A 13,498-nucleotide genomic window follows, 5' to 3' on the forward strand; every position below is an offset into this window, starting at 1 on the left:
TTGGGACGCCGGATGATAGAAACGCTACTGGCAGCCTACTACCAGGCCGTCGTAGGCCAGACGGATATTTTCCGGCAGGGTGGCCTCGACATCATGATGGCGGCCCAGCTGGTGGCTGATGTGGGTGAGGTAGCCGCGGGCGGGGGCCAGATCTTCGAGAATAGCAACGGCCTGCTGCAGCGTGAAGTGAGAAATGTGCTGCTCGTGGCGCAGGGCATTGAGCACGATGATTTCGGAGCCCCGCATCAGTTCCATCGATGCGGGACTCAGGTAGTTGGCATCGGTGATGTAGGTGAACCCGCCCACCCGATAGCCCAGCACCGGCAGCTTGTAGTGCAGCGCCCGGATGGGCTGAAACGGCACCCCGGCCACCTCGAAAACGTCTGTTTCGCTTTCAATCGGATGCAGGGCTACCTGCGGCACACCCGGGTATTTGTGGTCGGCAAAAATGTAGGCGTACTCCTGCTGCAGCTGCGCCAGCACCCGGGGCTCGGCGTGCAGGGGCATGTCCTGCTGCTGCCGGAAATTATAGGCCCGGATGTCGTCGAGGCCACCCGTGTGGTCCTTGTGCTCGTGGGTAAACACCACGGCATCGAGGTGGTCGACCTGCGCGCGCAATACCTGCTGCCGGAAATCGGGCCCCGAATCGATGACAATGCTTTTGCCGGCTACCTGCAGGTGCACCGATACGCGCAGGCGTTTGTCGCGGTAGTCAACTGAGCGGCATACGTTGCAGGTGCACCCGATTACGGGTACTCCCTGCGACGTACCCGTACCCAGAAACGTGATTTGCATAGGGGAGAGGCTAGGAGTTGGAAGTCAGGAGTTAGAAGAAGCTACATACGCATGCTAACTTCCAGCTTCTAACTCCTGGCTTCTCAAATTACCCTACGTATTGCTTTACCACCCGCACCAGGGCATCAAAATCGAGTGGCTTGGGTAGATAATCGGTTACGCCGGCCTCGCGGAATTGCTCCATCGAGTAGTTGTTGGCGTTGCCGGTGATGGCAATTACTGGAATTTTGGCAATGCGCGGGTCGGAGTTGCGGCGGATTTCGCGGGTGCACTCCATGCCGTCTTTCACCGGAATATTGATGTCCATCAGCACGCAGTCGATGGGCTGGCTTTCGATTTGCCGGATAACTTCGCCCCCGTTTTTGGCCGAGACAATGCGGTATTGCTGCAGTTCCAGAATCTTTTTTGTGAGATTGAGGATAACGGAGCTGTCCTCGGCGATGAGAATGGTTTTGGCGTTTAGGTTTTCCATAGGTGGTGGGCGGAGAGGAAGTTGGGAATGAAAAGGACGCGAAAAGGCAGCGCGGCCCGGCCCGTCAGGGAGCCTGTGTCAGGGCAGGGTAAACGGCTCTGAATTCTGCAAATAAAACAAGTAAAAGTTGAAAATCAGCCGGGGTGTTTTCCGTGTCCTGGGCGCGCAGCTTGTGTTCCAGACTCTTAACGCTTTCAGCCAGTGCCAGAATGCCTAAGGTAAAGCCTGTACCCTTGAGTTGGTGCAGGTGCGGCAGAATAGCAGCGTATTGGCCGTCGGCTACCAGCGCCGCGGCTTCACTCAGCACCTGGTCTGCTTCCTGCTCGAAATCGGTGTAGAGTTGGGCCGCAAACTCGCCGCCTCCCAGCTGGCGCAACTGTTCCACAATGGCCATATCAATCACCACAAGTCCTGTGGCGGCTTCGGTGGGCGGGGTAGGGGCATCAGGCGCGGTGCTGGTGGCTGTAGCCGCCGGCGCGGCCGGCGTAGCAGTTGTAGCGGCGGGCACCTGGCTGAGCACGGGCTGGGCGGCGGGGCTGCTCCAGCGGCGCAGCATGGCATACAAATCCTGGCTTTTTACCGGCTTGGCAATGTAGTCGTCCATGCCCTCCTCCACGAAGCGCTTGGCATCTTCGCGCATCGAGTAGGCCGTCATGGCTACTACTGGCGGGCAGCCGAGGCCGAGGCGGCGGCGGATTTCGCGCATCGCCGTCACGCCATCCATTTCCGGCATCTGAATGTCCATAAAAATCAGATCGTAGCGGGTATCGGGCGCAATGGCCCGGCTGATGGCTTCAAACCCATCGGCGGCTACTGTTACGTTACAGCCCAGCTTGTCGAGCAGGCGCGAGGCTACCTTCTGGTTGATGGGGTTGTCGTCGACGAGCAGAATGCGCGGATTGGTTTCGAAACGCACCACTTCCTGGGGCCGCTCGCGCGCCAGCCGGCGCTCCTGCACAATTTCCTCCTCGTTGTAGGCCACCTCGCAACGAATAGTAAACCAGAACGTTGAGCCCTCGCCCGCGTTGGAGTACACCCCAATTTCGCCGCCCAGCATATCGGCCAGCTGCCTGCTGATGGCCAGCCCCAGACCAGTGCCGCCAAAGGCTTTGGTGGGCGTGGTATCGAGTTGGGTGAAGTTGGTGAAGAGCAGTTTTTCGTCGTCGGGCGCAATGCCGATACCCGAGTCCTGGACCGCAAAGCGGAGTTCGTACTTACCCTCAGATACTTCTTCGGGGGCAGTATCAGCCGTGGCCTTTACTTCGGGAGCCGCCGCCACCGATACAATGATGCTGACGGTGCCCTGCGAGGTGAACTTGATGGCGTTGGAGGTAAGGTTGCTCAGAATCTGGAGCAGGCGCGTTTCGTCGGTGATAATGAAGCGCGGCGTGTTGGGCGTGAGATGGTAAGTGAACTTAAGCCGCTTCTGGCCGGCGCGGTTCGAAAACAGCGAGTAAATCTTTTCGAGCGTGTAATGCAGGTCGATACCCGACTCGTTGAGCTGAAGCTTACCGGCCTGAATTTTCGACAGATCCAAAATGTCGTTCAAAATAGCCAGCAGCGCATCCGACGACTTACGCAGCGTGTCCACATACTCTTCCTGCTCCTCGCTGGCCACCGTCTGGTGCAGCAGGTCAATCATGCCGATGATGCCGTTCATGGGCGTGCGCAGCTCGTGGCTCATGTTGGCCAGAAACAGCGTTTTGGCTTCCAGGGCCTGCTCGGCTTCCTCCTTGGCCAGGCGCAGGTCGTCCTGCATTTGCTTGAGGCCGGTAATGTCGCGCCCGATGCCTTCCGTTCCGTTCAGCTGGCCGGCGGCCTCGTCGCCCAGCAGCCGGCGCGCGTTTACCAGCACACTCACGGCATGGCCACTCTTGTGGCGCATGGCCACCTCGAAGTTGCGCGCCTCGCCCAACTCGCGCACTTGTTGCAGCAGGTTTTCGCGCTCGTGCGGATGAATATATAAGTCGCCAATAAACTGACCGATGGCCTCTTCTGGCTGGTAGCCCAGCATGTCGTACACCGAAGGGCTGAGCAGTGTGATGATGCCCTGGGTATCGGTACGATAGTACACATCCTGAAAGGACTCGAAAATAGCGCGGAACTTCTCCTCTTGAGCCACCAGCTCCAGCTGCGAGCGTTTTTTATCGGTAATGTCGTGGGCAATGCCCGAGATTTCCTCAAACGAGCCGTCTTCGAGGTAAATTGGGTTGAGGTAGATTTCGCGCCACGAGTCTTGACCCTTGGCATCGCGCAGGCGCACCTCGAAGCGCTGCGGGTGCCCTTGGAAGGCGCGGCGGTAATTGCTGATGAAGGCCTCGCGGGCCTCGGGGTCCATCAGGGCCACATCGGCCTGCCACATGTTCATGCCCAAAGATGGGTATACGCCATTGCGGCGTAGGAAATAGGCGGCGTAGTTGCGGTTGAACGAGGCCAGCCGGGCACGCGTATCCAACGACCACATCAGGTGCGAGCCGCTCTCGAAAATAGCGTTCAGGCGGGCGTTCTGCTTCTGAATCTGGACCTCGTTGCGCTTGCGCTCAATGGCCAGCGCCACCTGGTTGGAGATGAAGTGCAGAATCTCGATGTCGGAGGGCGCGTAGGCATCGGCCTTCTGGTAGTCCTGCACCGCAATTACCCCAATAATTCGCTCGCCAATGCTCAGCGGCGAACATAGCATTACCTCCGGCATCAGGCCGTAGGCCGTTACGGACCCATCGGACACCAACTGCTGCAGGTCTTCGCGCAGCAGATACAGCGGCCGGCCCGTGCGAATGATATGCTCCGAAACACCCGTCGAGAAGGGCCGCGTCATCATGGCCTGCTCACCGGGGGCATTCTGATCGACGAAATAAGCGAACTGCAGCTGGGTGCGCGCCTCGTCGCAGAGGGCAATGTAGAAGTTATTAGTTTCGATAATCTTGCTCAGCTCGCGGTGAATGGCCCCGTACAGCGACAGCAAATCTTTGGAGCTGATGGCCAGGTTGGCAATGCTGTAGTACACCTTCTGCAGCCGCTCGGCCTTTATCCGGTCGGTGATGTCGTGCAGAATGGCGCGGGTGCTTACCGGCTCGTTGTCCTGCCAGGAGCACGAAATGGAGCCAATCAAATGCACCGGCTTGCCCGACTTGGTCAGGAATACGGTTTCGAGCTTGTTGACCTTCTCGCCCTTATAGAGGTTGCGCAGCTGGTAGAGCAGCTTGGCCTTGTAGTAGGGGTGCACCACGCTGGCCAGGGTGAGCGACGGTAATTCCTCATCATCATAACCCAGCTTTTCCTTCCAGGCCTTGTTCACGAACAGAAAGCGGTTGTCGATGCTCAGGTTCTGAATCAGGTCGTGGGCATTGTCGAGAAAGTCCTGCAGGCGGTTGCGGTTGTCGGTAAGGGCCCGCACGGCCACCTGCTTGTCGGTGATGTCGCGGCCTACGAACAGCACCCCGATAATGGCCCCATCATTGTCGCGCTCAAACTCAGAGTGCCAGAAGAAGGTGCGGCCCCGGCCGTAAATCGTCAGCAGCGAATGCTCGAAGAAATCCTGTACTTCCTGGGTTTCCAGGGCCCGCTGAAAAGCGTAGCGGCGCGGCTCCTGCTCGCTGGGTGGCGCAAACAGGCCAAAATATTCCCGCCCAATCAGGGCCTCAACCAAGTGCCCGGTTACTTCGCAGAAGTACGAGTTTACATCCTGAATAATGCCCTGGCGGTCGAGTAGCAGGTAACACATACCGGCCCGGCTGAGCACATCGCGTAGCTGGCCGCGCGAAAAGCTTTCGGAGGCTAGGTCGGTGGTTTCGGCGGCCGGCACTGCGGGGGCGGCATGCTGCGGCAGTTCGCGCAGGGCCAGCAGCAGCAATGGTTCGGCCTCGGCTGCTGGCCCGGCCAGGCGGCTTACAACCGCCTGGGCTCTGAGCCGGTCGCCCCCGTTGGCCTGCTGCCCCTGCCAGTGCCACGAGCACGCCTCTCCCGAACGAGCACAGGCCGCCAGTAGGTCGTGCATTTCGGTTTCGGTGGCGGGTCCGTCCTCGGCGGTAGGCATGTCGACAGCCGTGAAGGCCATCAGGCCACGGTTGAGTAGCACGGCGCGGGTGGTGCCCAGGTAATTGATGGCACGCTGGTTGCAGTCGAGCAGGGTGCCGTGGTTGTCGTAAAGAAGCAGCGCTTCGGCCGAATGCTCGAACAGCGCCCGGTAAATGTCGGGCGAAGGTGCGGCGGAGTGGAGGGCGGCCGAGTTGCTCGGAGAAGGAGGCATGAAAGAGGCAGAGAATGGCAAAATGGCTTCCCCAACAAGCGGGTCCCCGAACGAAGTTCTTAAATTGGGAACAATTCCCGAATAATCCATCTTTTTGCGCTATTCCCCCTGTTACCTGCTCTGCCGCCCCGCCTGGTTTTCACCGTTACAACCGACCTGAATTACGACCAGCGGATGCAGCGCATCTGTTCCTCGCTGGCCCGCGCCGGCTATGCCGTACTGCTGGTGGGCCGGCAGGGGCCGGCTTCGCAGCCACTAGGTCCGCAGCCGTACGCCCAGCACCGGTTACGCTGCTTTTTTCAGCGCGGAAAAATATTCTATGTAGAGTACAACCTGCGCCTGCTGCTGTTTCTGGCGGGCCAGCGGGCGGCGGCCTGGTGCGCCATCGACCTCGATACGGCCCTGCCCGTATGGCTGCGGGCCTGGCTGGGCGGGCAACCCTTCGCGTACGATGCCCATGAACTGTTTACTGAGGTGCCCGAAGTGGTGGCCCGGCCCCGGGTGCAGCAGCTGTGGCGCCGGATTGAAAACTTTATTGTGCCCCGCGCGGCGTTGGCCTACACCGTGGGCCCGGCGCTGGCTCAACTGTTCGGGCAGCGCCACGGCCGGCCCTTTGCGGTGGTGCGCAACATCAGCCGCCTCAGTGCCGAAACCCTGCCGCCTGCCCCCAGCGCGGCGCCGGCCGACGGCTTTATTCTGTACCAGGGGGCTCTGAACGCCGGCCGGGGCCTGGAGGAGCTGCTGGCCGCCATGCCGCAGATACAGGGCCGGCTGGTGCTCTGCGGCGAGGGCGACCTTTCGCACAGCCTGCGCCGGCAGGCCGGGGCGCTGGGGTTGCTGGCGTCGGGGCAGGTGGAGTTTCGGGGCTTTGTGCGGCCCGACGAACTGCGCGAGCTGACGCGCCACGCCACGGTGGGCGTTAACCTGCTGCGCAACGTGGGCCTGAGCTACTATTACTCGCTGGCCAACAAGTTTTTCGATTACCTGCACGCCGGTGTTCCGCAGGTCGTCATCGACTTTCCGGAGTACCGCGCCCTCAACGAGCAGTACGACGTGGCCGACCTCGTGCCCGACTTGGAACCGCCTACGCTGGCTGCCGCCCTCAACCGCCTGCTGCCCGGCGGCGACGCAGCCCGGTACCAGCAACTGGCCGAAAATGCCCGTCGCGCCCGCCCGCTGCTTAGCTGGCAGCACGAGGAGCAGGAGCTGCTGCGGCTGTACGCCACGCTGCTGCCCAACGCGCAGGTAGCTGGCGCGGCCGGCGCGTAAGCCCGAATCGGCCGTAGCTTTGCGGCTTCTTACGTGCTCCTATGAACCCGCCCGCTAACCTCACTGCTTCCAATCAACCAACGCTGCTCGTACTTACCGGCCCAACGGCCGTGGGAAAAACGGCCCTGTGCGTGGCGCTGGCGCAGCAGCTGCACACGGAAATTGTGTCGGCCGACTCGCGGCAGTTTTTCCGGGAGCTGAGCATTGGTACGGCCAAGCCTACCGCGGCCGAAATGGGCGGGGTGCGGCACCACTTCATCGATTCGCACAGCATTGCCGACGACTACAATGCCGGCCGCTTCGAGCAGGAGGCGCTGGCGCGGCTGGCCGACCTGTTTGAGCACCACAGAACCGTTATCCTGACCGGAGGCTCGGGCTTGTACCTGCAGGCCGTAACCGAGGGGCTCGACGATTTGCCGGCCGCGCCGCCCGAAATCCGGGCCGGGCTGCACGTTGAGCTGGCCGCCCATGGGCTGGCGCCGCTGGTGGCCGAGCTGGCCCGCCTCGATCCGGTAGCCCACAGCCGTATCGATCTGCAAAACCACCAGCGCGTGTTGCGGGCGCTGGAAATATGTCGGGCCACCGGGCAGCCGTTCAGCTCATTCCACGGCCGCAAAACAACCGAACGGCCCTTCCGTATCATCAAAATTGCCCTCACCCGCGAGCGGGAAGAGCTCTATCGGCGCATTGATGAACGGATGGACCTGATGTTGGCCGCCGGGTTGGAGGTCGAGGCCCGCGCACTGTATCCGTACCGCCACCACAATGCCCTGCAGACAGTGGGCTACCAGGAGCTGTTCGGGTATTTCGAAGGCCAATACGATTATGCTGAAGCCGTGCGCCTGCTCAAGCGCAACTCGCGCCGCTACGCCAAGCGCCAGCTGGCCTGGCTCCGCCGCGACCCGCAATACCAGTGGCTGCATCCGGATGAGGTGCCCGGCTGGCTGGTCGAAAAACTGGGGTTTTAGCAGGCTGAATGGCTTCTGAGCTCTGCTTTACTTCCAGCGGAGGCTATTGATGTGCTGGCCGATTTTACGGCCCTCGCGTAGGCCCACTTCATTGTCCTGGCGGGAGTGGATGCCGCCCAGAAAGCGCGACAGGGCCGATTCTTCGGCCGTTTCCCAGAACGAATGATAGGTGCGCGCCTTGAAGTCGGTGGCCCGGGCCACGTCGCGCCCCCGGCCCACGTGCGAATCGTCGGTGAAGGTGAGGTTGCCGTAGAGGCCCTCCAGCACTACGGCCGTGGCTGCCGACTGCGTGGCGTGCCCCGAAGAGTAGCCCGGAAACGGCGGCGAGGGCCAGAACGGTACCCAGGTAGGGTCGATAAAGCGGCGCACAAAGGTATAGGGCCGCTCGTTGTTGAAGGTGTATTTGCACTTCCAGCAGATGATGAAGGCATCGGCTACGGCAATGCCTGTGCGGGCGAAGGTTTCAGCGGCCTTGCCCAAGTCGGCCTGCGTGGTGGTTACTATAATGCGGGCCAGATTGTAGGAGTGGCCGGGGGGCGTAAAGGTGTCGCTCGGATCGTCGGCCCACCACACGGCTATTTCCTTCTCCTGCTGCGTCAGGCCAGTGTTTTTGGCATATACCTCTAGGTACTGCGCGTAGTACTGCGAGGTAGGCGAGGCGGAGTAGGGAAGGGGCGAGGGCATCGGCATGGCCGCATCTAGGGCCAGAAAGGTGCGGTTGCTGCCCCAATAGGGCTGCATCGGCCGGAGCCCGTTCTCGGTAGGTTGCCAGTCGCCCGGGTTGGTAGTGGGCACGTAGCCGGTCGGGAAGTTGCGCAGGTAGCCCTCGTGGCCGCCATCGGTTTTCGACCACGCAAATATGGCCTCCGCCACGGCCCGGCCATACGTCGCCGAACGCTCGGCCGTGGATGCGTCGGGGCCGGCATACGCGTGGGCCAAGGCCTGCTCCAGCGAGTCGATGCGGGCACGGCTAGCCGCAGGGGCGTTGGCAAACAGGTTTTTCAGGATGAGGGCTTGGGCTGCGTTGGCGCACAGCGGCCAGCGGTAAGCCCGCCCGGTTTCGGGTTGGGGCAGGCTGCCGAGCTGCTGGAGCTGGCCGGCCAACGAGCGGTGTCCCGGCATCCCCGCCACCACCGACTCATAGAGCGTGAGACCCGCGTAGCCCAACGCGCGTGCCGCAACGGGCGGCGTAAAGCCGGGGCTCTGGCGCACCAGCTGCAATGTGAGGGCGCTCCACTTGGTAGCCACTGCCGCATCATAGCTGCTGGCTGGTGCTACAGCCGGCGCTACCTCTGGTTCCGGCTGGCAGTTGCTCAGCAACCCCAGCATCAGCAGCGCCAGACCGGAAAGTGGCCGCCACCGCCGCATAGAGTAGATTTTTAGCATACAGAAGGGCAGATTGAATAGCGAGCAGAAGAATTTACCTGAATAAAGATACTTTTTAGAATTGATATATTTATAAAAATTATTCAATTAGTTACTGATTATGTGTGCGGATTGCCGTTGAATTTTGCCGTCGACTGGCTGAAGGTGCTGGAAAGAAGGGCAGTGGTGTGCTGGCTTTGCTGGCAGATGCAGGAAGGTAGGCAGCAGCAGCCCGAAGAACAGAAGCTACAGTGGCGGTAAAACGGCATAAAAAAACTGCCAGCACCCGAAGGCGCTGGCAGAAAGTGCTAGCAATGAAAAGCCAACTGAAGCAGGCGCTAGGCGTTCAGGATTTCCACCATGCGCATAAAGCTCTGGTTGATGAGCTTGCGTTTGTGAATGGTGTCGGCGAAGGGCGTGTACACGAGCTTGCGGTCGACGATGCCGGCCATCACGTTGCGCATGCCATTCATCAGGCCTTCCACGGCCGCAATGCCGATTTGCGAAGCCAGCATCCGGTCGGCGGCCGAAGGGGCGCCGCCGCGCTGAATGTGGCCGATAATGGTAACGCGGGTATCGAGCTGCGGTATGGCGGCCTTTACCTGCCGCGCTACTTCGTGGGCGTTACCTTCCTCGTCGCCCTCAGCAATAACCACCAGAAACGAGGTTTTGGAGCGGTTTCGCCCGTTTCTGAGCGTTTCAATTACCGCCTCAGTCGAGAGCTGGGTTTCGGGAATCATCACGATTTCGGCCCCGCCCCCGATGGCGCAGGGAATGGCAATGTAGCCTGAGTCGCGGCCCATTACCTCCACAAAAAAGCACCGGTCGTGCGAGTCGGCCGTATCCCGGATTTTGTCAATTGCCTCCAGGGCTGTGTTTACGGCCGTATCGTAGCCAATGGTGTAGTCGGTGCCATACAGGTCGTTGTCGATGGTACCGGGCGCGCCCACTATCGGAATACCGAACTCCTGCTCGAAAAGCGTGGCCCCGGTAAAAGTACCGTTGCCGCCAATGGCCACCAGCCCATCGATGCCGTGATTAACGAGCTGGTCGAAGGCTAGCTGCCGGCCTTCGCGGGTCTGGAACGACTGGCTGCGGGCCGATTTGAGGATGGTGCCGCCTTTTTGAATGGTGTTGGAAACCGAGGCCGAATCGAGCTTCACAAACTCCCCCTTCACCATACCGCTGTAGCCGCGCATGATGCCGTACACCTCGATGCCGTGGTAAACGGCCGTGCGAACCACGGCCCGGATGCAGGCGTTCATACCGGGCGCGTCGCCTCCACTGGTGAATACTGCAATGCGCTTCATCATACTCGTCTGTCGCTTACATGTGGGCAAACCGGCCCACCGGACCGCAACCGGTAAAGGTGCGGAATTTGCGCCGAAAGTACGTTGCCGGCCCGGTTAAATGCAAACCGACCACTAGTGGGGTTAACCGTTTCTGTGGCGGATGCGTATCGGCTTTATTGCGTATTGGTTGTTAAAGCCCTAACTTAACTTTCGTTGCGGCCGGGTGGCCCCACTCCGGGAACCCCCGGATACCCTCGCACATCTCCGTTCTCCCCTGCCAACTACCCGCCCCATGTTTGGTTTTTTTGAAAATGAGCAGACCAGAAAGGTTAAGAGCCACTTGGTAAACCTGGCCGCGCTGGCCAAGGCCGACGGGCACATCGACGAGCGGGAAATGAACTTTATTGTGGCCGTGGGCCGCAAAAGCGGCATGCGTGCCGGCGAAGTGCGGGCCCTGGTGGGCAACGCCAGCGCCCACGATATGCTGCTGCCCGACAACGACTCGGAGCGCTTCGACCAGATTTTCGACCTCGTAGATATGATGCTGGCCGACGGCGTAGTCGACGATACCGAAATGCGCTTCTGCATCGATATGGCCCAGCGGCTGGGCTTTGCTCCCAACCTTGTAGCCGGCCTAGTGCGCAGCATCTCGCAGGGCGTGCGCGACGGCCTGCCCCGCGAGCGGGTCAAATCCGACGCCATGGCGCTATTGAATACTTAGTAAGTATTGATTGCGCGCAATAGTCCCGCGCAGGCTTCGTCAATCTGCTCCAGGGTGATGGTGAGGGGCGGGGCAATGCGCAGCGAGTTGTCGCAGAACAAAAACCAGTCGGTGAGCAGGTGCTGCTCCCACAGGGCCCGGTCGATGAGCGGCTTAAGCACCTCAAACGACTCAAACTCGACGGCCATCAGTAGTCCGCAGTTGCGCACCTCCCGAATGGATGGATGTACCAGCAGTTCGCGAAACCGAGCGGCTTTGGCAGCTACATCGGCCAGCAGGTTTTCTTCCTGAATAACCTGAAGCGTAGCCAGTGAGGCCGCGCACGACACCGGGTGGCCCCCAAACGTGGTGCAATGGCCCAGAATAGGGTCGGTTTTGAAACCCGCCATAATGGCCTGGGGCGCAATAAAGGCGCCGATGGGCATGCCGCCGCCCATGCCTTTGGCCGTGAGCAGAATATCGGGCTCGATGCCGAACTTCTCGAAGGCCCAGAACGTGCCCGTACGCCCAAAGCCGCACTGAATCTCGTCCAGAATCAGCAGCGCGCCCACCTCGGTGCAGCGCTGGCGCAGGGCGGGCAGGTAGCCGGGAGCCGGCACGCGCACGCCCGCTTCACCCGGCACGGTTTCTATCACCACGGCCGCCGTGCGTTCGGTTATGAGCAGCAGGTCGTCGAGGTTGTTGTGGCGAATGTGGCGCACATCGGGCAGCAGAGGCCGAAAAGCGTTCTTGAAACCCTCGGAGCCCGTGATGCTGAGGGCGCCGTGGGTGGAGCCGTGGTAAGCGTTGTGGCAACTCACCAACTCGGTGCGGCCGGTGTGGCGCTTGGCCAGCTTCAGGGCACCCTCCACGGCTTCGGTGCCCGAGTTGGTGAAGTATACGTTGTCGAGGCGGTCGGGCAGCGTGGCGGTGAGAGCCTGGGCCAGCCGGGCCGGCGGGGCCTGCACCACTTCGCCGTACACCATCAGGTGCAGGTACTTGTCAAGCTGGCCCTGAATGGCGGCCAGCACCCGCGGGTGGCGGTGGCCCACGTTGCTGACGCCGATACCGGAAATCAGGTCGAGGTAGCGGGTGCCATCGGGCGCGTACATGTACACGCCCTCGGCCCGCTCAATTTCCAACAGCAGCGGAAAGTCGGAGGTCTGGGCCTGGTGGCGCAGGAAAAGCTGGCGAGGAGTAAGCATACCGCAAAGGTACGCCGGAGCGCTACCAATGGGCTAACGAACTTACGTTGCGGAGGGCGCGGGAGGAGCGGGCCTTGTCCCCGCCCGCCGTCGGCATGTGCTTTGAGAATCGTCATGACAGTCGTTCAGCGCACTGTACTGACGGCGGGCGGGGACAAGCCCCGCCCCTACACCGGACTAATAGACGTTAAGTAGCCTATTAGTCGTCGGTGCCGCCACCCATACCCTGGGCACCGGGCCGGCTGGCCACGCGCTTCAGCACTTCGCGGGTAAACTGGCGCTCGGCCAGGAACAGGGCCGCTACCTGCCGCACGCTGATAACGCGCTGGAACCGCTCGAAATACTCCTTTTCGAGGTCGATGTCCTGCTGGCGGAGCTTAAATGAAAGGTTGAAGTTGTCGCGCAGCTGCTGGTCACTTAGGCCATCGGTCTGGTTGGGGCGCAGCTGGCGCAGGCGTTGGTTCAGGTCGCGGCGCTTGGCCGTGAACTCGTTGTAGACGGGCCAGAACTTCTGGGCCTGCTCGGGGGTGAGGGATACTTTTTGGGTGATGAAGGCCACACGGGCATTTTCGAGCTGGCTCAGCCGCTCCGCCCGCTGGCCGCCGCCACGCTGGGCAACGGCCTCGGGCAGCAGGCCGGCGGTTAGCAGGCTCAGCAGCAGCAGGGTACGAAACAGGTAGTTCATAGGAAGAAAAGGAAAGCGAAAAAATAAAAAAGCGGTGTTTATAGATAGCTCTCATCAGCCAACTGCTGGTCGAGCAGCTCGCGCACCTCATCGGGCGAAGCCTGCCAGTAGGTGTTGGCGGGAGTGGCAAGGGACGTGCCGGGCACCTCGGCCAAATCGACGAGCGTAATGCGTTGGTCGGTGGTGAGCAGGTAGTTGAGCAGCTGCTCCTGCGGTACGTGGGCCAGCGCATCGGGGCTGGAGGCCAGCGGTGCAGTCGGGGTTAGCCAGAACGCGGCCGCAAAGCCGCCCAGCACCACGGCCGAGGCCAGAGCAGTGCGCATCGGGGCCGTGAGGGCCGCCAGCCAGCCCCAGCCGGGGGCAGTGCCGGCGGGCGCGCTTTGCACCCGCTGCATCACCCGCATCGGCAGCTGCTCGAAGTAGCGCTCGGGCGGCGGGGCCAGCGTGGGCCGGGGGCGGTTGCGGCGGTGCTCATCCAGGTTGAAGGGCGTGTTCATAGTG

The 13,498-nt window shown here is 61.4% G+C and carries 11 protein-coding genes; 3 read left to right on the plus strand and 8 right to left on the minus strand.

From position 1 onward, the window contains the following. Positions 1–24 precede the first annotated feature (24 nt). From J7E24_RS06730 to J7E24_RS06740, 3 genes are all read right to left on the minus strand, one after another. On the minus strand, positions 25–795 hold the full coding sequence (locus tag J7E24_RS06730; protein ID WP_215136430.1) for an MBL fold metallo-hydrolase: 771 nt from the start codon (positions 793–795) through the stop codon (positions 25–27). 88 nt (positions 796–883) lie between these two features. Continuing rightward, positions 884–1,267, minus strand: a complete 384-nt coding sequence (locus J7E24_RS06735; RefSeq protein ID WP_215136431.1) for a response regulator — start codon at positions 1,265–1,267, stop codon at positions 884–886. Positions 1,268–1,331: 64 nt separating this feature from the next. Then, entirely contained in the window at positions 1,332–5,513 is a 4,182-nt protein-coding gene (locus J7E24_RS06740; RefSeq protein ID WP_215136433.1) for a PAS domain S-box protein, read from the minus strand. 174 nt (positions 5,514–5,687) lie between these two features. Between J7E24_RS06740 and J7E24_RS06745 the strand changes: the two genes are divergently transcribed. Further along, complete coding sequence (locus tag J7E24_RS06745; protein WP_215136435.1) at positions 5,688–6,782, plus strand: glycosyltransferase; 1,095 nt, start codon at positions 5,688–5,690, stop codon at positions 6,780–6,782. Positions 6,783–6,823: 41 nt separating this feature from the next. Further along, positions 6,824–7,750, plus strand: coding sequence for a tRNA (adenosine(37)-N6)-dimethylallyltransferase MiaA (gene miaA / locus J7E24_RS06750; protein ID WP_215136437.1), 927 nt, complete (start codon positions 6,824–6,826; stop codon positions 7,748–7,750). Between the two features lie 27 nt (positions 7,751–7,777). On the opposite strand, the gene J7E24_RS06755 is transcribed toward miaA, so the two are convergent. Then, positions 7,778–9,136, minus strand: a complete 1,359-nt coding sequence (locus tag J7E24_RS06755; RefSeq protein ID WP_251047067.1) for a vanadium-dependent haloperoxidase — start codon at positions 9,134–9,136, stop codon at positions 7,778–7,780. 317 nt (positions 9,137–9,453) lie between these two features. Next, positions 9,454–10,425 (minus strand): 6-phosphofructokinase, encoded by a 972-nt coding sequence (pfkA, locus tag J7E24_RS06760; RefSeq protein ID WP_215136614.1) that lies wholly within the window; start codon positions 10,423–10,425, stop codon positions 9,454–9,456. A gap of 274 nt (positions 10,426–10,699) precedes the next feature. Here pfkA and J7E24_RS06765 point away from each other — a divergent pair, with 274 nt between their 5' ends. Next, the gene (locus J7E24_RS06765) at positions 10,700–11,128 is read left to right on the plus strand and encodes a TerB family tellurite resistance protein (protein WP_215136440.1); all 429 of its coding nucleotides are present in this window, start codon (positions 10,700–10,702) and stop codon (positions 11,126–11,128) included. Here the strand turns inward: J7E24_RS06765 and J7E24_RS06770 are convergent. From J7E24_RS06770 to J7E24_RS06780, 3 genes are all read right to left on the minus strand, one after another. Then, positions 11,125–12,312 (minus strand): aspartate aminotransferase family protein, encoded by a 1,188-nt coding sequence (locus J7E24_RS06770; protein ID WP_215136442.1) that lies wholly within the window; start codon positions 12,310–12,312, stop codon positions 11,125–11,127. The two genes, J7E24_RS06765 and J7E24_RS06770, sit on opposite strands and share 4 nt — an antisense overlap. A gap of 199 nt (positions 12,313–12,511) precedes the next feature. Next, the gene (locus J7E24_RS06775) at positions 12,512–12,997 is read right to left on the minus strand and encodes a hypothetical protein (RefSeq protein ID WP_215136444.1); all 486 of its coding nucleotides are present in this window, start codon (positions 12,995–12,997) and stop codon (positions 12,512–12,514) included. A 38-nt stretch (positions 12,998–13,035) separates the two neighbouring features. Then, entirely contained in the window at positions 13,036–13,494 is a 459-nt protein-coding gene (locus J7E24_RS06780) for a hypothetical protein (protein ID WP_215136446.1), read from the minus strand. Between the last annotated feature and the right edge of the window lie 4 nt (positions 13,495–13,498).

This window comes from Hymenobacter sp. ISL-91 (genome assembly GCF_018613725.1).
Classification (GTDB): domain Bacteria; phylum Bacteroidota; class Bacteroidia; order Cytophagales; family Hymenobacteraceae; genus Hymenobacter.